Below are 21,891 nucleotides of genomic sequence, written 5' to 3'. Positions count from 1 at the left end.
ATGACCGACGAGCCCCTGCGCCCGGATCCGGATCGTTTGCTGGAACAGACCGCTGCGCCCCACCGCGGTAAGCTAAAAATCTTCTTTGGCGCCTGCGCGGGGGTAGGAAAAACCTTCGCCATGCTGGCGGAAGCGCAGCGTTTACGCGCCCAGGGGCTCGATATCCTGATCGGCGTGGTTGAAACCCATGGCCGTCAGGAGACCGCCGCACTGCTTACCGGGCTGGCGACACAGCCACCCCGGCATTTCACGCACCGTGGCCGTACGGTCACGGAGTTTGACCTTGATGCCGCCCTCGCCCGCCGCCCGGCGCTGATCCTGATGGACGAACTGGCCCACAGCAATGTGCCCGGATCCCGCCATCCCAAGCGCTGGCAGGATGTGGAAGAGCTGCTGGAAGCGGGCATCGACGTGTTTACCACCGTCAACGTGCAACATCTCGAAAGCCTCAATGACGTGGTGAGCGGCGTCACCGGCATTCAGGTGCGTGAGACGGTCCCCGACCCCTTCTTCGACGCCGCCGACGAGGTGGTACTGGTGGATCTGCCGCCGGACGATCTGCGTCAGCGCCTGCATGAGGGCAAAGTCTATATTGCCGGCCAGGCCGAGCGCGCCATCGAACATTTCTTCCGTAAAGGTAATCTTATCGCCCTGCGCGAACTGGCGCTGCGTCGCACCGCCGACAGGGTGGACGATCAGATGCGAGCCTGGCGCGACCGCCAGGGAGAAGAGAAGGTCTGGCACACCCGCGACGCCATCCTGCTGTGCATTGGGCATAGCCGGGGTAACGAGAAGCTGGTACGTACCGCCGCGCGACTGGCGGCGAAGCTTGGCAGCGTCTGGCACGCGGTCTACGTCGAAACCCCGCAGCTACATCGCCTGCCGGAGCAGCAACGGCGCGCCATTCTTAGTGCCTTGCACCTGGCCCAGGAGCTCGGGGCCGAGACCGCCACGCTCACCGACCCGGCGGAAGATAAAGCCATTGTGCGCTATGCCCGGGAACATAACCTCGGCAAAATCGTGCTTGGACGTCGCAATCGCCGTCGCTGGTTCGATCGCAGCAGCTTCGCCGACAAGCTGGCCCAGCGCGCACCGGAGCTGGATCTGGTGGTGGTGGCGCTGGATGATACCCCTGCCCCGCTACTGGTCAAAACGCCCGATAATCGCACTTTTAACGAGAAGTGGCGCATCCAGCTGCGCGGTTGTCTGGTGGCTGTGCTGCTTTGCGCCCTCATTACCTTTATCACCAGTCAATGGCTGCCCGGTTTTGATGCGGCCAACCTGGTCATGATCTATCTACTGGGAGTGGTGGTGGTAGCGCTGTTTTATGGGCGCTGGCCGTCGGTCCTGGCGACGGTGATTAATGTCATCAGCTTTGACCTGTTCTTTATTGCGCCACGCGGCACGCTGGCGGTTTCAGACGTGCAATATGTGCTCACCTTCGCGGTAATGCTCGCCGTGGGATTGCTCATCGGTAACCTCACCGCCGGAGTACGCTACCAGGCGCGGATTGCCCGCTATCGTGAACAGCGCACCCGCCACCTGTATGAGATGTCGAAAGCGCTGGCAGTGGGCCGCACCCCGCTGGAGATCGTCCAGACCAGCCAGCAATTTATTCACTCTACCTTTCATGCCCACAGCCTGATTCTGCTACCAGACGCCGAAGGCAAGCTCGGCCCGCTCACCCCCGCCACCGGCATGACGCCCTGGGACGAGGCGATAGCGCGCTGGAGCTTTGATAAAGGCTTACCGGCGGGTGCCGGCACGGATACCCTGCCCGGCGTGCCGTATCAAATTTTACCGTTACGCAGCGCAGCCAATATTCAGGGGCTGGCCATTGTTGAGCCGACAAATCTGCGCCAGCTGATGATCCCCGAGCAGCAACGGCTACTGGAAACCTTTACCCTGCTGGTCGCCAGTGCGCTGGAACGGCTGGCCCTCACCACCAGCGAAGAGCAGGCAAGGCTTGCCAGCGAGCGGGAGAGTATTCGTAATTCACTGCTCGCCGCCCTGTCGCACGATCTCCGCACGCCGCTGACGGTGCTGTTTGGCCAGTCAGAAATTCTGACCCTCGACCTGGCGGCTGAGGGGTCGCCGCATGCTACGCAGGCCAGTGAGATCCGCCAGCATGTCCTGAATACCACCCGACTGGTCAACAATCTGCTGGATATGGCGCGCATCCAGTCTGGCGGCTTTAACCTGAAAAAAGAGTGGCTGACGCTGGAAGAGGTAGTCGGCAGCGCCCTGAAAACGCTGGAGCCGGGCTCGGGTGGGCGGCATATCGCGCTGGATCTGCCTGAGCCCCTGGCGCTGATCCACGTCGATGGTCCGCTGTTCGAACGGGTCCTCATCAATCTGCTGGAAAATGCGGTGAAATATGCCGGCCCGAAAGCCGATATCGGTATTCAGGCCCGGACAGCCGAAAACCGGTTTACGCTGACGGTGTGGGATAACGGACCGGGCATTCCTGACGGGCAAGAGCGCGCTATCTTTGATAAGTTTGCTCGCGGGAACAAAGAGTCGGCCATTCCTGGCGTCGGGCTGGGGCTGGCTATCTGCCAGGCGATAGTCGAGGTGCATGGCGGGACAATTACGGCGCAAGACCGCCCCGAGGGAGGGGCCCGTTTTTGTGTTACACTCCCGCTCGAACCGCCCCCTGAACTCAATGACTTACCCGAGGATATGTGATTAACGTCCTGATAATCGAAGACGAACTGGCTATCAGCCGCTTTCTGCGCACCGCTCTGGAAGCCGACGGTCTGCGCGTCTACGAAGCGGGAACACTGCAGCGCGGTCTGCTGGAAGCGGCGACGCGCAAACCCGATCTGGTGATCCTCGATCTCGGCCTGCCGGATGGCGACGGTCTGGATTTTATTCGCGACGTGCGCCAGTGGAGCCAGATGCCGATTATCGTCTTGTCGGCGCGGGTAGAAGAGGATGACAAGATTGCCGCGCTGGATGCCGGTGCAGACGATTATCTCAGCAAGCCGTTCGGCATTGGCGAACTGCAGGCGCGCCTGCGTGTGGCGCTGCGTCGTCATGGGAGTACGGCCTCTCCAGATCCCGTTTATCGCTTCTCGGATATCACCGTTGATCTGGCGGCGCGCCGTATTGTGCGTGGCGTAGAGGAGATCCACCTCACCCCTATTGAATTTCGCCTGCTGGCGATACTGCTTAACAATCATGGCAAGGTGCTGACCCAGCGCCAGCTGCTGAATCAGGTCTGGGGGCCGAACGCGGTGGAGCACAGTCACTACCTGCGTATTTATATGGGCCACCTGCGCCAGAAGCTGGAAGCCGATCCCGCGCGCCCGCGCCATCTGTTAACTGAAACCGGGGTCGGGTATCGCTTTTTGCTCTGATCGCAGGCCATAAAAAAACCCGGTGGCGCGACCGCCTACCGGGTATGTTTTCCGCCTTCCGCTATCAGGCGTTTTTCAGCACTTCGCTCACGATCTCTACCGCTTCTTTCTCAATCAGCTTACGGTGTTCGTCGCCGAGGAAGCTTTCGCAGTAAATTTTATACGCATCTTCCGTGCCGGACGGACGCGCCGCGAACCAGCCGTTTTCCGTCATCACCTTCAGGCCGCCAATAGAGGCGCCGTTGCCCGGCGCCGCGGTCAGACGGGCGGTGATCGGATCACCCGCCAGGGTATCTGCGCTCACCTGCTCCGGAGAGAGTTTAGAGAGCGCCGCTTTCTGGGCAGAGGTTGCGCTCGCCTGGATGCGGTTATAGCTCGGTGCGCCAAAGCGTGCCGCCAGTTCGTTATAGTGCTCCTGCGGGTTTTTACCGGTAACCGCGGTAATTTCCGCAGCCAGCAGGCACATGATGATGCCGTCTTTATCGGTAGACCACGGGGTGCCATCGAAACGCAGGAACGAGGCCCCTGCGCTCTCTTCACCACCGAAGCCGAAGCTGCCGTCATGCAGACCATCCACGAACCATTTGAAGCCTACCGGAACTTCGACCAGGTTGCGGCCGAGGTCGTTCACCACCCGGTCGATCATGGCGGAGGAGACCAGCGTCTTACCAACGGCGACCTCTTTGCCCCACTGTGGACGGTGCTGGAACAGGTAGTTAATCGCCACCGCCAGGTAGTGGTTCGGATTCATCAGCCCAGCCGGGGTGACGATGCCGTGGCGGTCATAATCCGGGTCGTTAGCGAAGGCCAGAGCGAACTTGTCGCGCAGCGCCAGCAGCCCCGCCATCGCACACTCGGATGAGCAGTCCATACGGATTACGCCGTCTTTATCCAGGTGCATAAAGCGGAAGGTTTGATCGACCTGATCGTTAACCAGGGTCAGATCCAGCTTGTAAAACTCGGCGATACGTTTCCAGTATTCAATACCGGAGCCACCGAGCGGATCGACGCCCAGCTTCAGGCCCGCTTTCTGGATAGCCGCCATATCGACGATATCCGCCAGCCCTTCAACGAAGGGTTGCACCAGATCCTGCTCTTTCACGTGGCCAGAGGCCATCGCCGCGTCCAGAGAGATACGCTTCACGCCTTTCAGACCATCGGCCAGCAGCGCGTTAGCACGATCTTCCACCACTTTGGTGACGTTGGTGTCAGCCGGGCCACCGTTAGGTGGGTTATATTTGATACCGCCATCTTCCGGCGGGTTATGCGACGGGGTGATGACGATACCATCGGCCTGCGCCCCGCCCTTTTTGTTATGCACCAGAATGGCGTTGGAGACGGCAGGGGTCGGCGTATAGCCGTTATTTTCCTGCACGATCACGTCTACACCGTTGGCAGCCAGCACCTCCAGCACGGAGATAAATGCGGGCTCAGAGAGCGCATGGGTGTCTTTACCCACGTAGCATGGACCGGTTACACCATTTTTGGCGCGCTCTTCCGCGATGGCCTGGGCAATGGCCAGAATGTGTGGTTCGTTAAAACTGTGGCGAGCTGCGCTGCCGCGGTGACCAGACGTACCAAACTTCACTGCGTGTTCTGCGTTGCCCACCTGAGGCTTCAGCACATAGTACTGAGATGTCAGTTGAGCGACGTTAATCAAATCGCTTTGTTGTGCAGGCTGACCCGCACGAGTGTGATTTGCCATTGCCTGATCCTTCCAATGCAAGGGTTAGATTGTACCGCAAACCTTATCAGTCAATTCCGCCGGGAACTGCATGGACTGCATGATATGTTCGATCATACTGCGCTTGCGTCCCGTGTTGGTATTGGTGATGACCCAGTACGGCGTACCAGGAACATGTTTGGGCTTAGTTTGATTGCCATTCTGCAACAGGGTCTGCTCGTCGCCCGCGAAGTAGACGCGGGTGCGGCCATGCAGAGATTCTGTTGCGTCAGCGAATGCCTTGTTATCCAGTGAATACAGTGTAGACAGCACCAGCATAAAGCGGTTGACGGCTTTCTTTTGTTCCGCGTATTCGTCCGAGAGCAGGAGCTCGCGCATCGCGCGCACTCTGTCTTTTGCCGGGGTATTCGGCTTTTCTTGCGCAGGCGCAGAAGGCAGGCGCACTTCTTTGGTGGCCGGAGCGGCAGACAGGGTGGCATTAGAAACTTTCAGCATGCGCCGTAAAATGTCGGACGCGCTCTCGCCGATATGCCGGGTCTGGCTGGCAATATAGTGATAGAGCTCGTCATCAACTTCGATTGTTTTCATCTTAATCCAGTGCGATATCTTATCTGAATACAAGTCGTTGGGAGTATAAGGTCTAAACCCAACAGCGGATAGCGTCAAACCTGAGTGGCGGCAAAAGTCAGATTAAACTGTTTCCTTGCAGCCGGGCGGCAGAATGGTCAACATAATACCCTAACCTGACATCCGTAAAAAAAGAACTTTGCCATGAAATTAAATACCCGAGCGCAATCTGCACAATCGCCGCACAATAATTCTCCCGTTGTTCTGGTTCACGGTCTGTTTGGTAGCCTGGATAACCTGGGCGTGCTGGCGCGGGATTTAGTCACCGATCACGATATCCTGCAGGTGGATATGCGTAACCACGGTCAGTCGCCCCGTTCCTCTGAAATGACCTACGCCGCGATGGCTCAGGATCTGCTGGACACGCTGGATGCGCACAACATTGAGAAAGCCGTATTGATTGGCCACTCGATGGGCGGCAAAGCGGTGATGGCGCTGACGGCGCTGGCCCCGGAACGCATTGCGGGGCTGGTGGTCATTGATGTGGCGCCGGTTGATTATCAAGTCCGGCGTCATGATGAGATCTTTGCTGCTATCAATGCGGTCACGGACGCAGCGGTGACGACACGCCAGCAGGCCGCCGCGATTATGCGCCAGCATCTCGATGAAGAGGGGGTGGTGCAGTTCTTGCTGAAATCCTTTATTGATGGCGCCTGGCGCTTCGATGTTCCTGTGTTGTGGGATCAATATGCCAATATTGTGGGCTGGCAGACCGTTCCGGTCTGGCCGCATCTGACGCTCTTTATTTGCGGTGGCAACTCACCTTACGTTACCGAGGCTTACCGTGAAGCACTTCTGGCGCAATTCCCTCAGGCCCGGGCGCATGTCATTGCGGGGGCAGGACACTGGGTTCATGCTGAAAAACCTGATGCCGTGCTACGTGCCATCCGTCGTTACCTCGCTGAAGGCGAGAATTGATTAAAAAATTGATTAAAAAGAAAGCGACCGGTCGTCTGGGGGCGACCAGTCGTTGGCGTGCTGTTTTCGGTGATGTATGATGGCGCGCTTATCGCCCGGGCTTTAGCAGGGCGTCTTTGTTTCCCCCGAAGTCTCAAAATCATGGCCAAAGAACAAACGGACCGCACGACACTAGATCTGTTCGCGAATGAGCGTCGCCCGGGACGACCGAAAACCAATCCGCTTTCGCGCGATGAACAGCTGCGCATCAATAAGCGCAACCAACTTAAACGCGATAAAAGTCGTGGGCTTAAACGCGTCGAGTTAAAATTGAACGCTGACGCCGTAGACGCCCTGAACGAACTGGCCGCGGCCCGGGAGATGAGCCGTAGCGAACTTATCGAAGAGATGCTGATGCTGCAGCTGGAACAGCTGCACGGCAAAGCCTAAGTCAGAAAAATCCCCTTCTTCTTGTTTTCATGTAGCACAGAGTGCAGTCCTGCGCGATAGCAGTTTCCGCAGGCTTCTCTGTTCTGCTATGATTGCCCTTATCCGTGGACAATTTGCGCCACCATACTATTAAGTTTCAAGAGGTTATTTTACTCATGGCTATCATCGGCATTTTTTTCGGCAGCGACACCGGTAACACGGAAAATATCGCAAAAAACATTCAAAAACAGTTGGGTAAAGACGTTGCCGATGTTCATGACATAGCTAAAAGCAGCAAAGAAGATCTGGAAGGCTACGATATTCTGCTGCTGGGCATCCCGACCTGGTACTACGGCGAAGCGCAGTGCGACTGGGATGACTTCTTCCCGTCCCTCGAAGAGGTAGATTTCACCGGTAAGCTGGTTGCCCTCTTCGGCTGTGGCGACCAGGAAGACTACGCAGAGTACTTCTGTGATGCCCTGGGTACGATTCGCGACATCATCGAACCACGCGGCGCCGTGATCGTGGGCCACTGGCCAACGGCGGGCTATCACTTCGAAGCCTCTAAAGGTCTGGCGGATGATAATAACTTTGTGGGCCTGGCCATCGATGAAGATCGTCAGCCAGAGCTGACCGCAGAGCGCGTTGATAAATGGGTTAAGCAGATTCGTGAAGAGCTGCAGCTCGACGCCATTATCAATGCCTGATTGCAATACAGCGCAGCGATGACGCTGCGCTGTATTGATAGGTAATACCAATCAAAATAATTGCTACAAATTTTTAACTTTTGCTTTCATACCTGTACAATGTTCCAGGTCAAACGGGGTAGCTTGATAACAACTTTGTTGGCAGCACCACGTTTTTATAAGCATACTTTGCTTGAGGCTTGCAGTTTTCATTTAAGCATGGCAGTTCTATAATGAGACGCATTATCTCAACTGCATTTTCTGTCACTTCTTTGTTTGAAGTGAATCGTTTAGCAACAGGACAGATTCCGCATGACTGACAACAATACCGCATTAAAGAAGGCCGGGCTGAAAGTCACGCTTCCTCGTCTTAAAATTTTGGAAGTACTTCAGGAACCGGTAAACCATCATGTCAGTGCGGAAGACTTATATAAACGTCTTATCGACATGGGCGAAGAGATTGGTCTGGCTACCGTTTATCGTGTTCTGAACCAGTTTGATGACGCCGGCATTGTAACCCGTCACAATTTCGAAGGCGGCAAGTCTGTTTTCGAACTGACTCAGCAGCACCATCACGATCACCTGATTTGCCTGGATTGCGGCAAAGTGATCGAATTCAGTGATGATTCCATCGAATTACGTCAGCGCGAAATCGCCGCTCGTCATGGCATTCGTCTGACCAACCACAGCCTCTACCTGTATGGTCACTGTGCTGAAGGCGATTGCCGCGAAGACGATCACGCGCACGACGCCCGTTAATCACTTCTCGTACTCTGAGCCAACCTGACGGTTGGCTTTTTTTTGCCCATCAGAAGGCAAAAAAAACCGGTGCCGCAGATGAATGCGCCACCGGGTATGATAACAACCACTTACTGTGCGTTGTTGTTACGTATTTCCTGCCAGATTTTATCGCAGCGTTTTGCCACTTCCTGATCGTTACCTGTTTTACGCGCCTGAATACAGGCCTGATAATCCATTACGCGAACGTTCTCCTGCGTGGCAAACTGTTCATGTGCTTTCTCTTTCTTTAGCACGTTCAGCACGCTCTGGCAGGCCTCCAGTTTTTCCGGGGAGCCTTGCGCCGTGTTAATACAGGCGCTGTAAGCCTCTTTCAGGCGTGAATCCTCTTTCTGTGCCGGAGAGTGGGCGCAAGCCGCCAGCCCCGAGGCCAGCACGGCCACAAGAACCATTTTTCTCAACATACTCTATGCTCCTGTCTGCGGGATGCGCATCAGAAAATGGTGAACGGTGCGATAACCATAAACTTTACGTCACGCTCATCCTGGAAGATGTTGCCATAGCCACCAGCGTAGCTCGGAATGTCGGAGTGGTTGTCGTACTGGGTGAAGTGCAGCTTAAACATGGTGCCTTTCGCACGCCCATCCTGCAGGGTATAAATCGCATCCAGACTGTAAGCAGACTCTTTCAGACGGTAGTTAGAATCGTAATAGGCGTCTGGGGTCGCCATATCGCCCGGTTTTGCATCCCAGGCGTAAGCATAAGATGCCCCCACCGCCCAGCCTGGCAGGTTCCAGTTTTTCAGATCATACATAGCGCCAAAGAAGATTGCTTTTTCGCCATCGGCGTTGAAGTCAGAGCGGTTATCCCACCATACGTCCAGTCGACCATTAGAGGAGGCGTAGGTTGGCGTCATACGCTGCAGGAAGTAACCCTGCTGCCCGTCGGCCTTCACATAGGTTCCTTCGAGGCGTAAATCCACCTGCCCTACTTTGTAGCCGAAGGTGAGCGCCTGCAGCCATGCGGTGCCATCATAAATATCGTTAACGCTGCCGTCGCTGACTTTATCGCGCGTACCGTAGAACTGATAAGTGGTGGTCAGTGGGCCGCCGATAACATCCAGCTTGTAGCTGGCTTTGGCGAAGTACTGATCGATATAGCCTTCCGCCTGGCCAAATGCCGCTTCCAGCACCAGGTTATTTTTGAAGTCATATTTCGCGCCGAAGGAGTGAAGATAATCCACTTTGGTGGTTTTATCATTTTGATAAAACTTATCCATTTCGATGTGCCACGGCGATTTATATTCGTTCGTCCACATGTAAGAGAAGCTCAACGCACCGGCATCACCGTAATCAAAGTTGGCTCCGGCCTCGGCACCCTGATAGGTACCGGGCATAAAACTCCAGTGCGGGGCTAATAGTGTCTGACCGGTCGGCTGAATATAACCGCCACGCGCCCAGACCGGGCCATATTTAAATTTCGCCGCGGCTTTATAGAGGCTGATCCCACTCTTATCGCCGGACCAGTCTTCAGAATAGGCTTTATTACTTTTTGAGAAGGCAATTTCGTTTGGATGGGCGCTGTCGCCATTCTCTGCCATTTCAATAGCGGTGAACGCCGCAATATCCAGACCAAACATATCGGCCGCATAACCCGACTGGAAATCGAGATTGGCGTTCCAGGTCGAATGAGAAAGGTTGGTTTTATATTTATCCGCATCGGTAACATCTTTACGGTCGCGCTCGCGCTGCCAGTAATAGATGCCGCCCGTCAGAGTAGAGTCATCGATAAAACCGGCGGCCTGCACCTGAGGGGCGACCACAAAACCTGACATGGCTGTGATACCGGCGATAGCCAGCGACAGCGCACTACGTTTGCCATTAAACGTACGCATAATGTATTCCTCATTGACGATTTAAAAACGCCTTAAGCGGCGTAAAAATAAAAAAGACCTGCGGTCACGGTGGCTGGAAATATCCCCGAAATTGCCACCGCCTTTAGACTATTTTTCGCGACGCGAATTATCAATGCTTTTCAGAGAGGAAAATGCAGGATTATGACGAAGTGCACATAATCAGTAGTGTTTTGAAACATTCAACAGAAGCCAGATATTTTCATAATAAATTCAAGTAAAATCGATAGTTAAGAATAATTATTATCTTTAATCTTTCTAACAGTACATTTTTTAAGGGATGAGTAAGTTTATTTTATAAAAAAAGTAGCAGCTCATTGACCATTAATTTCGCGAGGGGTTAAAGCGGCTAATTAATAAAATCCTGATCGATAAGCAAAAAAAAACGCCGCAGAAGCGGCGTTTGTTTGTGGTTGACCTGATTACTCGCCGATTTTGGCCCAGGTATCACGCAGCCCCACGGTACGGTTAAAGACTAAATGGTCTGCCGTTGCGTAGCGGCTGTCGAGGCAGAAGTAACCTTCACGCTCGAACTGGTAGGCTTTGCCAGCTTCAGCATTCGCCAGAGAAGGCTCCGCATAACCCTGTCTGATGACCAGCGATTCCGGGTTGATGGTTGCCAGGAAGTCATCCGCAGCGCCTGGGTTAGGTACGCTGAACAGACGGTCATAAAGGCGAATTTCTACCGGCAGCGCATGAGCAGCGCTCACCCAGTGGATAACACCCTTCACTTTACGGCCATCGGCAGGATCCTTGCTCAGGGTCTCTGCATCGTAGCTGCAGTAAATGGTGGTAATGGTACCCTGTTCGTCTTTCTCAACGCGTTCTGCTTTGATTACGTAGGCGTTACGCAGGCGCACTTCTTTACCCAGCACCAGGCGTTTGTACTGCTTGTTCGCTTCTTCACGGAAATCTGCACGATCGATCCAGATCTCAGCGCTGAACGGCACATCTCGGCTGCCCATCTCAGGTTTGTTTGGATGGTTAGGCATGGTGACCTGCTCGCTCTCACCCTGAGGGTAGTTTTCGATCACCAGCTTCACGGGATCGATAACGGCCATTGCGCGCGGTGCGTTGTCGTTAAGATCTTCACGAATACAGGACTCCAGAGAGGCCATCTCAATGGTGTTGTCCTGCTTAGTTACCCCAATGCGTTTACAGAATTCGCGAATAGAAGCCGCGGTATAACCACGACGACGCAGACCGGAAATGGTCGGCATACGCGGGTCATCCCAGCCTTCAACATGCTTGTCGGTAACCAGCAGGTTCAGTTTACGCTTGGACATCACGGTGTATTCCAGATTCAGACGAGAGAACTCGTACTGACGCGGATGCACAGGGATGGTGATGTTATCCAGCACCCAGTCATACAGACGACGGTTGTCCTGGAACTCCAGCGTACACAGGGAGTGTGTAATGCCTTCCAGCGCATCGCTGATGCAGTGGGTGAAGTCGTACATCGGGTAGATGCACCACTTGTTCCCGGTCTGGTGGTGTTCCGCGAACTTAATGCGGTACAGCACCGGGTCACGCATGACGATAAACGGCGAGGCCATATCGATTTTGGCACGCAGACAGGCTTTACCCTCTTCGAAGCCACCGGCGCGCATTTTTTCAAACAGGGCCAGGTTCTCTTCCACGCTACGATCGCGGAACGGGCTGTTTTTACCCGGAGCGGTCAGGGAGCCACGGTATTCGCGGATTTCGTCAGCAGAGAGTTCGTCAACGTAGGCGAGGCCTTTATTGATCAGCTCAACCGCGTAGGCGTAAAGCTGATCAAAATAGTTAGAGGAGTAGCAGATGTCGCCAGACCAGTTGAAGCCCAACCATTGTACGTCGTTCTTAATGGATTCTACGTACTCGATATCTTCTTTCGCCGGGTTGGTGTCATCGAAACGCAGATTGCATTGACCCTGATAGTCTTGCGCGATGCCAAAGTTCAGGCAGATAGATTTCGCATGACCAATATGCAGGTAGCCGTTTGGCTCCGGCGGGAAACGGGTGTGAACAGTGGTGTGCTTACCAGTAGCCAGATCTTCATCAATGATCTGACGAATAAAGTTACTCGGGCGGGCTTCAGCCTCACTCATCGTGGATTCCTCAAAGCGTAAACGACATATAACGGCGTATGATCTTATAAGCTGGTCGCAGTGACAACCTCTAAAAACGCCCTGGATGTAAATAATGGGGGCAAGTGCTGCAAAAAAAAGCGGCGGGGATATCCCCGCCGCTCAGGCATCAACGCTAACTCAGGAGCACTTACTTGCCTTTAATTTCATACAGTGGGGTTTGACCGGCAACCACCTGACCCTGCGCCTGAATAACCAGACCGCTGAAGTCGTCGATGTTGCTACAAACCACCGGGCTGATCATCGAGCGTGCGTTGGCGTTCAGGAAATCCAGATCCATTTCCAGAATCGGCTGGCCTGCAACCACTTCAGCCCCCTCTTCTACCAGGCGAGTGAAGCCCTGGCCGCCCAGCGCAACGGTATCAATACCCATGTGGACAACGATTTCCGCGCCTTTGTCAGTTTCGAGGCAGAACGCGTGGTTGGTATTAAAGATTTTCACCACGGTACCGGCTGCTGGAGAAACCACGTTTTTTTCCGTGGGTTTCACGGCAACGCCGTCGCCTACCGCTTTGCTGGCAAAGGCTTCGTCAGGCACCTGCTCCAGCGCTACCACTTCGCCGGTAACCGGAGAGACCAGCGCCGCGATGGTGACGGCGTTAGGTACAGCCTGCGGTTTTGCAACCGGTGCGGCTGCTGGCGCCGGCGCGGTTTCTGCCGCTGCTACCGGGCCAGTGGTTTTCATCGCGTTAGCAATTTTCTCAGCCACAAAGCCAACGATAATCTGCACGCTGGTTTTGTTCAGGCGAATAACGCCAGAGGCACCCAGACGTTTTGCCAGCGCTTCATTCACCAGCGAGGAGTCTTTCACGTTCAGGCGCAGACGGGTGATGCAGGCATCGATACCGGTCAGGTTGTCAGAACCGCCGACTGCGGCGATGTACTGACGCGCCAGACCTGCAACGTCCTGGTCTTTATCTGCGCTAACATTCACATCTTCACCATCAGCTTCGCTACCGGCAACGGCCAGCTCACGGCCCGGCGTCATCAGATTGAATTTGGTGATAGTGAAACGGAACACCACGTAGTAGATAGCGAAGAACACCAGACCCTGCAGGATCAGCATGTACCAGTGAACCGCCAGCGGGTTACGGGAGGAGAGCACCATATCCACCAGACCGGCACTGAAACCGAAGCCTGCAATCCACTGCATACTGGCAGCGATAAAGACAGAGATACCGGTCAGCACCGCGTGGATCACATACAGTACCGGTGCTACGAACATGAAGGAGAACTCCAGCGGCTCGGTGATACCAGTGAAGAAGGCTGCGAACGCCCCCGCCATCATGATACCCAGCACTTTTGCTTTGTTCTCTGGACGCGCGCAATGGTAGATAGCCAGCGCCGCACCCGGCAGGCCGAACATCATAATCGGGAAGAAGCCCGCCTGATAACGACCGGTGATACCCACGACCGCTTTACCGGCTTCGATGGACTGTGCGCCGCCGAGGAAGTTAGGAATATCGTTAATGCCTGCCACGTCAAACCAGAACACGGAGTTCAGAGCGTGGTGCAGCCCCACCGGGATCAGCAGACGGTTGAAGAACGCATAGACGCCCGCACCGACGGAACCCAGCTTCTGGATATGTTCACCAAAGTTCACCAGACCATCGAAGATCACCGGCCAGATGTACATCATGATGAAGGCAACCACGATCATCACGAAGGAGGTCAGGATCGGTACCAGACGACGACCGCTGAAGAAGGAGAGCGCTTTCGGCAGTTCAACGCCGCTGAAGCGGTTGTACAGCTCAGCAGAGATGATACCCACCAGAATACCCACGAACTGGTTGCTGATCTTACCGAACGCCGCCGGAACCTGTTCCGCCGGGATTTTCTGAATCATTGCAACCGCAGCAGGCGAGCAGAGCGTGGTCAGCACCAGGAAGCCCACAAAACCGGTTAGTGCCGCAGCACCGTCTTTATCTTTGGACATGCCGTACGCCACGCCGATGGCGAACAGAACGGACATATTATCGATAATGGCAGAACCGGATTTAATGAAGAACGCCGCTACCGCGCTGTCTCCACCCCAACCCACCGGGTCAATCCAGTAACCGACACCCATTAATATCGCTGCGGCTGGCAGCGTGGCGACCGGTACCATTAAGGCACGGCCAACCTTTTGTAAATAACCTAGAATACTCACTTTCTTCCCCCTATGAGACCCCGTTAAGGCGCGTTCTCAGCTGTGTTTTTATTGTGTCACTAACTTATAAATACAGTTGATGATTCACTGGCTGATTGAGTGTGTGAAAAATTAATTCGTATCGCAAATTAAACGCGTACTTTTTGTGATTTTTGTCACCAAATATCGTTAATTACCCCTCCCTGCACTGGCAAACAGCGAAAACTTATTTTATGATTCAAAAAATCAAGACGAATTGACCCCTCACGGCAAGAACCAGGTTAGGCTTAGATCGTGCCCAGGCGCTCAATCCGCCAACTTTTTATTTTCAAACTCAGAGGTGAATAATGAGACTGATCCCCCTGGCTACAGCAGAACAGGTCGGTAAATGGGCTGCACGCCACATCGTAAACCGTATCAACGCGTTCAAACCTACCGCCGATCGTCCTTTCGTACTCGGTCTGCCGACCGGAGGCACGCCTCTTACTGCGTATAAAGCTCTGGTTGAGATGCACAAAGCGGGCCAGGTCAGCTTCAAGCACGTGGTGACCTTCAACATGGATGAATACGTTGGACTGCCGAAGGAGCATCCGGAAAGCTACCATAGCTTTATGCACCGTAATTTCTTTGACCACGTTGATATCCCGGCTGAAAACATCAACCTGCTGGATGGCAACGCGCCTGATATTGACGCAGAGTGCCGCCAATACGAAGAAAAAATCCGTGCTTACGGTAAAATTCACCTGTTTATGGGTGGCGTGGGCAACGATGGCCATATCGCGTTTAACGAGCCCGCCTCTTCCCTGGCCTCACGCACCCGTATTAAAACCCTGACCCATGACACCCGCGTGGCAAACTCCCGTTTCTTTGACGGCGACGTTAATCAGGTACCAAAATACGCCCTGACCGTTGGCGTGGGTACGCTGCTGGATGCAGAAGAGGTAATGATTCTGGTGCTGGGCAACGTGAAAGCGCAGGCGCTGCAGGCGGCCGTTGAAGGCAACGTTAACCATATGTGGACCATCAGCTGTCTGCAGCTGCATCCGAAGGCCGTTGTGGTGTGTGATGAGCCATCTACGATGGAACTGAAAGTCAAAACGCTGAAATACTTCAACGAGTTAGAAGCAGAAAACATCAAAGGTCTGTAATATAGCCCCGCCTCTTTCATTTGGGGCGGGCAGTTTTTTTAATACCGGGGGTCGTTATGTACGCTTTAACCCACGGTCGGATTTATACCGGCCATGAAATTCTGGATGACCATGCGATTGTTGTCGCAAATGGCCTGATTGAACGTATCTGCCCGCTGAGCGAACTGCCAGCGGACATCGAGCAACGCGCGCTGAATGGTGCCATCATCTCCCCCGGTTTTATCGACGTGCAGCTTAACGGCTGCGGCGGCGTGCAGTTTAACGACACGGCTGAAGCGGTCACGGTGGAAACGCTGGAGATCATGCAGAAAGCGAATGAGAAATCCGGCTGCACCAGCTATTTACCGACGCTGATTACCACCAGCGATGAGCTGATGAAACAGGGTATTGCGGTCATGCGCGACTACCTGAGCCAACACCCGAATCAGGCTCTGGGTCTGCATCTTGAAGGGCCGTGGCTCAATATCGTTAAAAAAGGCACCCATAACCCGGACTACGTACGTAAACCGGATAGCGAACTGGTGGATTACCTGTGCGCTAACGCCGACGTGATTACTAAAGTGACCCTGGCACCTGAAATGGCCGGGCCTGAGGTCATCAGCAAATTGTCTGCCGCGGGTATCGTGGTCTCTGCGGGCCACTCCAACGCTACCCTCAAAGAAGCCAAAATCGGTTTCCGCGCGGGCATTACTTTTGCGACGCATCTCTATAACGCAATGCCCTATATTACCGGGCGTGAACCAGGGCTGGTTGGTGCGATTTTCGATGAGCCAGACGTTTATTGCGGCATCATCGCGGATGGTCTGCACGTAGATTATGCCAATATCCGCAATGCCAAACGCATCAAAGGCGACAAGCTCTGTCTGGTTACAGATGCGACCGCGCCCGCAGGTGCAAATATTGAGCAGTTCATTTTTGCTGGTAAAACAATATACTACCGGAATGGACTGTGCGTGGATGAGAACGGCACCCTCAGCGGCTCTGCGCTGACGATGATCGAAGGTGTCCGCAATCTGGTTGAACACTGTGGTATTGCGCTGGATGAAGTCCTGCGTATGGCAACGCTCTACCCGGCGCGCGCGATGGGTGTCGCGACCAGGCTAGGCAGCATTGCGCCAGGCATGGTGGCAAACCTGACCGCATTCACGCACGATTTTAAAATCATCAAGACCATCGTTAACGGTAACGAGGTCGTCACTGAGTAAGTAAAAGTATGACATCAGGCGGACAAGCTCAAATTGGTAATGTTGATCTCGTAAAACAGCTGAACAGTGCGGCGGTTTACCGCCTGATTGACCAGCATGGGCCCATCTCCCGAATTCAGATCGCGGAACAGAGCCAGCTTGCCCCCGCCAGCGTCACGAAAATTACCCGCCAGTTGATTGAGCGCGGCCTGATCAAAGAAGTGGATCAGCAGGCCTCCACCGGAGGCCGTCGCGCCATCTCGATCATTACCGAAACCCGTCATTTCCATGCCATAGGGGTGCGTCTGGGTCGCCACGACACTACGCTGACCCTGTATGACATGAGCAGTAAAGCCGTTGCCGAAGAGCACTATCCCCTACCAGAACGGACTCAGGAGACGCTGGAACACGCCCTGCTGAATACCATCGCCCTCTTTATTGAGACCCACCAGCGTAAAATTCGCGAACTGATTGCCATCTCCGTGATTCTGCCCGGCCTTGTCGACCCGGAAAGCGGCGTGATTCGCTACATGCCTCATATTCAGGTTGAAAACTGGGGACTGGTTAAGGCGCTGGAAAAACGTTTTAACGTCACCTGCTTTGTCGGCCACGATATTCGCAGCCTGGCGCTGGCTGAGCACTACTTTGGTGCGAGTCAGGATTGTGAAGACTCAATACTGGTGCGTGTTCACCGTGGAACGGGCGCCGGGATCATCTCGAATGGCCGCATTTTTATCGGCCGTAATGGCAACGTGGGCGAAATTGGTCATATTCAGGTAGAGCCGCTGGGCGAGCGCTGTCACTGCGGCAACTTTGGCTGCCTGGAAACCATCGCCGCCAATGCCGCTATAGAACAGCGGGTGCGCCACCTGCTCGAGCAGGGCTACCAGAGCCGCCTCACCCTGGAAGAGTGTAAAATTGGCGCGATCTGCAAAGCCGCCAACAAAGGCGATGCGCTGGCCTGTGAAGTGATTGAGCAGGTTGGACGCCACCTGGGTAAGACCATCGCCATCGCCATTAATCTGTTCAACCCGCAGAAAGTGGTGATTGCCGGTGAGATCACTGAAGCCGAAAAGGTGCTGTTACCGGCCGTTGAAGGCTGCATTAATACCCAGGCGTTAAAAGCATTTCGCCAGAACCTGCCGGTAGTGCGCTCGACGCTGGATCACCGCTCTGCCATTGGTGCCTTTGCGCTGGTTAAACGCGCCATGCTTAACGGGATCCTGCTGCAACGTTTGCTGGAAAGCTAACGGGGTTTTATAGTGACGCCTTCTTTTTCAGATGTCGGACAGTCCATGACCATTAAGAATGTAATTTGTGATATCGACGGCGTGCTGATGCACGACAACGTTGCCGTGCCGGGCGCAGCGGAATTTCTTAACGCCATCATGGAAAAAGGGATGCCGCTGGTACTGCTGACCAATTTTCCTTCGCAGACCGGGCAAGATCTGGCGAACCGTTTTGCCACCGCCGGCGTAGATGTGCCAGAGAGCGTGTTTTATACCTCTGCCATGGCCACCGCCGATTTCCTGAAGCGTCAGGAGGGTAAGAAAGCCTATGTGGTGGGCGAAGGTGCGCTAATTCATGAACTCTATAAAGCCGGCTTCACTATTACTGATGTGAATCCGGATTTTGTCATCGTGGGTGAAACCCGCTCCTATAACTGGGAGATGATGCACAAAGCCGCTTATTTCGTGGCAAACGGCGCTCGCTTCATCGCCACCAATCCCGATACCCACGGTCGCGGTTTCTACCCGGCTTGCGGCGCACTCTGCGCGGGCATTGAGAAAATTTCGGGCCGCACGCCATTCTATGTGGGCAAACCCAGCCCCTGGATTATTCGCGCGGCGCTCAACAAGATGCAGGCCCATTCCGAAGATACGGTGATTGTGGGCGATAACCTGCGTACCGATATTCTCGCCGGCTTCCAGGCGGGTCTGGAGACCATCCTTGTTCTCTCAGGCGTTTCGACACTCGACGATATTGACTCCATGCCGTTCCGCCCGAGCTGGATTTACCCCTCGGTCGCCGAAATCGATGTTCTGTAAGCTGAAACCACGTCCTGCGACGTGGTTTTTTCATTTTATTGCCAGCAAAAAGTTATCACATCTAATAAAAACCCCTCTTCACTAACAATTCATCAAAGAATAAGGTTAAGACATACGCATTTTTCAACATTCAGCAATGACCATTGCGTTATTTTCGTTTTAGCCGGCAAAACCCTTGCCGCCTCTCACCTTTTGCGGCATTTTCATAAGCAAGCAACATCACACTGCAACAGGGTTAACGGAGAAGGTTATGTGTTCAATTTTTGGCGTACTGGATATCAAAACTGACGCGGGCGAGCTGCGTAAAAAAGCACTGGAACTCTCTCGTCTGATGCGCCATCGCGGCCCGGACTGGTCCGGTGTCTATGCCAGCGACAAGGCCATCCTGGCCCATGAACGTCTGTCGATTGTCGACGTCAACGCGGGCGCCCAGCCGCTGTATAACGAGAAAAAAACCCACGCGCTGGCCGTTAACGGTGAAATCTACAACCATCAGGCGCTGCGTGCTGAGTACAGCGACCGTTACACCTTCCAGACCGGCTCTGACTGCGAAGTCATTCTGGCACTGTATCAGGAGAAAGGACCTGAATTCCTCGACGACCTGCAGGGGATGTTTGCCTTTGCCCTGTACGACAGCGAAAAAGATGCGTACCTGATTGGCCGTGACCACCTCGGTATTATCCCGCTGTACATGGGGCACGATGAGCACGGCAACTTCTATGTCGCCTCTGAAATGAAAGCCCTGGTACCGGTTTGCCGCACCATTAAAGAGTTCCCGGCGGGCAGCTACCTGTGGAGCCAGGACGGTGAGATCCGCCCGTACTACCAACGCGACTGGTTTGATTACGACGCCGTTAAAGACAACGTTACCGACAAAGCCGAGCTGCGTCAGGCGCTGGAAGAGTCCGTAAAAAGCCATCTGATGTCAGACGTGCCTTATGGCGTACTGCTCTCCGGCGGGCTGGACTCCTCGGTGATCTCCGCGATCACCAAGAAATTTGCCGCGCGTCGTGTAGAAGATCAGGAACGTTCAGAGGCCTGGTGGCCGCAGCTGCACTCCTTCGCCGTGGGTCTGGAAGGGGCGCCGGATCTGAAAGCCGCCCAGGAAGTGGCAAACCATCTTGGCACCGTACACCATGAAATTCATTTCACCGTGCAGGAAGGTCTGGATGCGATCCGCGATGTGATCTACCACATTGAAACCTACGATGTGACCACCATTCGCGCCTCCACGCCGATGTACTTGATGTCGCGTAAGATCAAGGCGATGGGCATCAAAATGGTGCTCTCTGGCGAGGGTTCTGACGAAGTCTTTGGTGGTTACCTCTACTTCCATAAAGCGCCAAATGCCAAAGAGCTGCACGAAGAGACCGTGCGTAAACTTCAGGCGCTGCATATGTTTGACTGCGCACGAGCCAACAAAGCGATGTCGGCCTGGGGCGTGGAAGCGCGCGTGCCGTTCCTTGATAAAAAGTTCCTCGATGTGGCGATGCGCATCAACCCGCAGGACAAGATGTGCGGCAACGGCAAAATGGAAAAACATATCCTGCGTGAATGTTTTGAATCCTATCTGCCGGCGAGCGTGGCATGGCGTCAGAAAGAGCAGTTCTCTGATGGCGTAGGTTACAGCTGGATCGACACCCTGAAAGAGGTGGCGGCAAAACAGATTTCCGATCAACAACTGGAGACCGCCAGCTTCCGTTTCCCGTACAACACGCCAGGCTCGAAAGAGGCGTATCTGTATCGTGAAATCTTTGAAGAGCTCTTCCCTGTGCCAAGCGCCGCAGAGTGTGTACCGGGTGGTCCATCCGTGGCGTGTTCCTCTGCGAAAGCCATTGAATGGGATGAATCGTTCAAATCCATGAACGATCCGTCAGGGCGTGCGGTAGGCGTTCACCAGTCTGCTTATCAATAATCTGAGCGACCGATCTGCACGATCGAAAAAGGCCCTCTGGGGCCTTTTTTTTATTCTGAATTAAAGGCTGTAAAATCGATTAATAACCAATAATTGCCGAATATTCGGCCACGCTGTTCGCAACCTAACCAAACAGTCACATTCCGGCCATTTTCGTTGAAAAAGGTGTTGACGCTGCAAGGGTCTATACGCATAATGCGCCCCGCAACGCCGATAAGGTAACGCGAAAAAAAGATGGCTACGTAGCTCAGTTGGTTAGAGCACATCACTCATAATGATGGGGTCACAGGTTCGAATCCCGTCGTAGCCACCATCTTTTTTGCGGGAGTGGCGAAATTGGTAGACGCACCAGATTTAGGTTCTGGCGCCGCAAGGTGTGCGAGTTCAAGTCTCGCCTCCCGCACCATTCCCAGGTAAGCGTTGCACGGATGGGGTATCGCCAAGCGGTAAGGCACCGGTTTTTGATACCGGCATTCCCTGGTTCGAATCCAGGTACCCCAGCCATATTTCTTCGATTTGCGGTTCTCCGCGGTATTGGGGTATCGCCAAGCGGTAAGGCACCGGTTTTTGATACCGGCATTCCCTGGTTCGAATCCAGGTACCCCAGCCATCGAAGATTGCAGTACTGGCTACGTAGCTCAGTTGGTTAGAGCACATCACTCATAATGATGGGGTCACAGGTTCGAATCCCGTCGTAGCCACCAAATTAGTCATCTGTCGATTTATTCGGTAGACTAGAAAAAATTGTTGGGGTATCGCCAAGCGGTAAGGCTCTGGTTTCTGATACCAGCATTCCGAGGTTCGAATCCTCGTACCCCAGCCATTTTAAAAAGTCGTTAAGCAGTTTGTTTAACGCAATTGGGGTGTCGCCAAGCGGTAAGGCACTGGTTTCTGATACCAGCATTCCGGGGTTCGAATCCCTGCACCCCAGCCATTTAAAAACAAATAAGCCCGCTCTGCGGGCTTTTTTGTTTTTGTCTTCAGCGCGGTCTGAGCCCCCACCC

At 54.2% G+C, this 21,891-nt stretch carries 17 protein-coding genes and 7 tRNA genes; 18 read left to right on the top strand and 6 right to left on the bottom strand.

The window, feature by feature from the left end; translation table 11 throughout:
• Entirely contained in the window at positions 1 to 2,688 is a 2,688-nt protein-coding gene (gene kdpD / locus B2Q93_RS11430) for a two-component system sensor histidine kinase KdpD (RefSeq protein ID WP_286933066.1), read from the top strand.
• Positions 2,685 to 3,362, top strand: coding sequence for a two-component system response regulator KdpE (kdpE, locus tag B2Q93_RS11425; protein ID WP_207293237.1), 678 nt, complete (start codon positions 2,685 to 2,687; stop codon positions 3,360 to 3,362). The genes kdpD and kdpE overlap by 4 nt, the downstream gene beginning before the upstream one ends.
• Before the next feature lie 64 nt (positions 3,363 to 3,426).
• Here the strand turns inward: kdpE and pgm are convergent, their stop codons facing one another.
• Positions 3,427 to 5,067, bottom strand: a complete 1,641-nt coding sequence (pgm, locus tag B2Q93_RS11420) for a phosphoglucomutase (alpha-D-glucose-1,6-bisphosphate-dependent) (RefSeq protein ID WP_286933062.1) — start codon at positions 5,065 to 5,067, stop codon at positions 3,427 to 3,429.
• A 24-nt stretch (positions 5,068 to 5,091) separates the two neighbouring features.
• Positions 5,092 to 5,634, bottom strand: coding sequence for a replication initiation negative regulator SeqA (gene seqA, locus B2Q93_RS11415; protein ID WP_040076549.1), 543 nt, complete (start codon positions 5,632 to 5,634; stop codon positions 5,092 to 5,094).
• Between the two features lie 183 nt (positions 5,635 to 5,817).
• Between seqA and ybfF the strand changes: the two genes are divergently transcribed.
• From ybfF to fur, 4 genes are all read left to right on the top strand, one after another.
• Positions 5,818 to 6,591 (top strand): esterase, encoded by a 774-nt coding sequence (gene ybfF, locus B2Q93_RS11410; protein ID WP_286933060.1) that lies wholly within the window; start codon positions 5,818 to 5,820, stop codon positions 6,589 to 6,591.
• 141 nt (positions 6,592 to 6,732) lie between these two features.
• Positions 6,733 to 7,020, top strand: coding sequence for a LexA regulated protein (gene ybfE, locus B2Q93_RS11405; RefSeq protein WP_046886586.1), 288 nt, complete (start codon positions 6,733 to 6,735; stop codon positions 7,018 to 7,020).
• Positions 7,021 to 7,175: 155 nt separating this feature from the next.
• Positions 7,176 to 7,706, top strand: a complete 531-nt coding sequence (fldA, locus tag B2Q93_RS11400; RefSeq protein ID WP_046886587.1) for a flavodoxin FldA — start codon at positions 7,176 to 7,178, stop codon at positions 7,704 to 7,706.
• Positions 7,707 to 7,997: 291 nt separating this feature from the next.
• The gene (fur, locus tag B2Q93_RS11395) at positions 7,998 to 8,444 is read left to right on the top strand and encodes a ferric iron uptake transcriptional regulator (RefSeq protein WP_040076553.1); all 447 of its coding nucleotides are present in this window, start codon (positions 7,998 to 8,000) and stop codon (positions 8,442 to 8,444) included.
• 110 nt (positions 8,445 to 8,554) lie between these two features.
• Here fur and chiQ read toward each other — a convergent pair whose 3' ends face one another.
• The 4 genes from chiQ to nagE form a co-directional block, all read right to left on the bottom strand.
• Entirely contained in the window at positions 8,555 to 8,884 is a 330-nt protein-coding gene (chiQ, locus tag B2Q93_RS11390; RefSeq protein ID WP_046886590.1) for a ChiQ/YbfN family lipoprotein, read from the bottom strand.
• Between the two features lie 32 nt (positions 8,885 to 8,916).
• Positions 8,917 to 10,317, bottom strand: a complete 1,401-nt coding sequence (chiP, locus tag B2Q93_RS11385) for a chitoporin ChiP (protein WP_286933057.1) — start codon at positions 10,315 to 10,317, stop codon at positions 8,917 to 8,919.
• A 440-nt stretch (positions 10,318 to 10,757) separates the two neighbouring features.
• A complete protein-coding gene (gene glnS, locus B2Q93_RS11380; protein ID WP_207293232.1) occupies positions 10,758 to 12,425 on the bottom strand; it encodes a glutamine--tRNA ligase in 1,668 nt (555 codons plus the stop codon).
• Between the two features lie 169 nt (positions 12,426 to 12,594).
• Positions 12,595 to 14,613, bottom strand: a complete 2,019-nt coding sequence (nagE, locus tag B2Q93_RS11375; protein ID WP_286933054.1) for an N-acetylglucosamine-specific PTS transporter subunit IIBC — start codon at positions 14,611 to 14,613, stop codon at positions 12,595 to 12,597.
• A gap of 326 nt (positions 14,614 to 14,939) precedes the next feature.
• Between nagE and nagB the strand changes: the two genes are divergently transcribed.
• From nagB to B2Q93_RS11315, 12 genes are all read left to right on the top strand, one after another.
• Positions 14,940 to 15,740 (top strand): glucosamine-6-phosphate deaminase, encoded by an 801-nt coding sequence (gene nagB / locus B2Q93_RS11370; RefSeq protein WP_046884281.1) that lies wholly within the window; start codon positions 14,940 to 14,942, stop codon positions 15,738 to 15,740.
• A 56-nt stretch (positions 15,741 to 15,796) separates the two neighbouring features.
• A complete protein-coding gene (gene nagA / locus B2Q93_RS11365; protein ID WP_046884282.1) occupies positions 15,797 to 16,945 on the top strand; it encodes an N-acetylglucosamine-6-phosphate deacetylase in 1,149 nt (382 codons plus the stop codon).
• A gap of 8 nt (positions 16,946 to 16,953) precedes the next feature.
• Positions 16,954 to 18,174, top strand: coding sequence for a DNA-binding transcriptional regulator NagC (gene nagC / locus B2Q93_RS11360; protein WP_040076559.1), 1,221 nt, complete (start codon positions 16,954 to 16,956; stop codon positions 18,172 to 18,174).
• Between the two features lie 45 nt (positions 18,175 to 18,219).
• Positions 18,220 to 18,972, top strand: coding sequence for a ribonucleotide monophosphatase NagD (gene nagD / locus B2Q93_RS11355; protein WP_040076560.1), 753 nt, complete (start codon positions 18,220 to 18,222; stop codon positions 18,970 to 18,972).
• Between the two features lie 250 nt (positions 18,973 to 19,222).
• The gene (gene asnB / locus B2Q93_RS11350; RefSeq protein ID WP_207293229.1) at positions 19,223 to 20,887 is read left to right on the top strand and encodes an asparagine synthase B; all 1,665 of its coding nucleotides are present in this window, start codon (positions 19,223 to 19,225) and stop codon (positions 20,885 to 20,887) included.
• Positions 20,888 to 21,123: 236 nt separating this feature from the next.
• Positions 21,124 to 21,200: transfer RNA gene (locus tag B2Q93_RS11345), tRNA-Met, on the top strand.
• Between the two features lie 8 nt (positions 21,201 to 21,208).
• A tRNA-Leu gene (locus B2Q93_RS11340) sits at positions 21,209 to 21,293 on the top strand.
• A gap of 23 nt (positions 21,294 to 21,316) precedes the next feature.
• Positions 21,317 to 21,391, top strand: a tRNA-Gln gene (locus B2Q93_RS11335).
• Between the two features lie 31 nt (positions 21,392 to 21,422).
• A tRNA-Gln gene (locus B2Q93_RS11330) sits at positions 21,423 to 21,497 on the top strand.
• A gap of 17 nt (positions 21,498 to 21,514) precedes the next feature.
• A tRNA-Met gene (locus tag B2Q93_RS11325) sits at positions 21,515 to 21,591 on the top strand.
• Positions 21,592 to 21,635: 44 nt separating this feature from the next.
• Positions 21,636 to 21,710 (top strand) — tRNA-Gln (locus B2Q93_RS11320).
• 36 nt (positions 21,711 to 21,746) lie between these two features.
• Positions 21,747 to 21,821 (top strand) — tRNA-Gln (locus B2Q93_RS11315).
• Positions 21,822 to 21,891 lie beyond the last annotated feature (70 nt).

Source organism: Leclercia sp. UBA5958 (assembly GCF_002430365.1).
GTDB classification, from domain to species: Bacteria; Pseudomonadota; Gammaproteobacteria; order Enterobacterales; family Enterobacteriaceae; genus Enterobacter; species Enterobacter pneumoniae.
The sequence above is the reverse complement of the archived record's forward strand: the minus strand, read 5'-3'. Positions and strand labels throughout refer to the sequence as shown.

Coding starts and splice junctions, on each gene's coding strand:
- fur (WP_040076553.1), top strand. CDS start 7,998: ATGACTGACAACAATACCGCATTAAAGAAGGCCGGGCTGAAAGTCACG.
- chiP (WP_286933057.1), bottom strand. CDS start 10,317: ATGCGTACGTTTAATGGCAAACGTAGTGCGCTGTCGCTGGCTATCGCC.
- asnB (WP_207293229.1), top strand. CDS start 19,223: ATGTGTTCAATTTTTGGCGTACTGGATATCAAAACTGACGCGGGCGAG.
- kdpD (WP_286933066.1), top strand. CDS start 1: ATGACCGACGAGCCCCTGCGCCCGGATCCGGATCGTTTGCTGGAACAG.
- pgm (WP_286933062.1), bottom strand. CDS start 5,067: ATGGCAAATCACACTCGTGCGGGTCAGCCTGCACAACAAAGCGATTTG.
- nagA (WP_046884282.1), top strand. CDS start 15,797: ATGTACGCTTTAACCCACGGTCGGATTTATACCGGCCATGAAATTCTG.
- ybfF (WP_286933060.1), top strand. CDS start 5,818: ATGAAATTAAATACCCGAGCGCAATCTGCACAATCGCCGCACAATAAT.
- seqA (WP_040076549.1), bottom strand. CDS start 5,634: ATGAAAACAATCGAAGTTGATGACGAGCTCTATCACTATATTGCCAGC.
- glnS (WP_207293232.1), bottom strand. CDS start 12,425: ATGAGTGAGGCTGAAGCCCGCCCGAGTAACTTTATTCGTCAGATCATT.
- nagB (WP_046884281.1), top strand. CDS start 14,940: ATGAGACTGATCCCCCTGGCTACAGCAGAACAGGTCGGTAAATGGGCT.
- ybfE (WP_046886586.1), top strand. CDS start 6,733: ATGGCCAAAGAACAAACGGACCGCACGACACTAGATCTGTTCGCGAAT.
- fldA (WP_046886587.1), top strand. CDS start 7,176: ATGGCTATCATCGGCATTTTTTTCGGCAGCGACACCGGTAACACGGAA.
- nagD (WP_040076560.1), top strand. CDS start 18,220: ATGACCATTAAGAATGTAATTTGTGATATCGACGGCGTGCTGATGCAC.
- nagC (WP_040076559.1), top strand. CDS start 16,954: ATGACATCAGGCGGACAAGCTCAAATTGGTAATGTTGATCTCGTAAAA.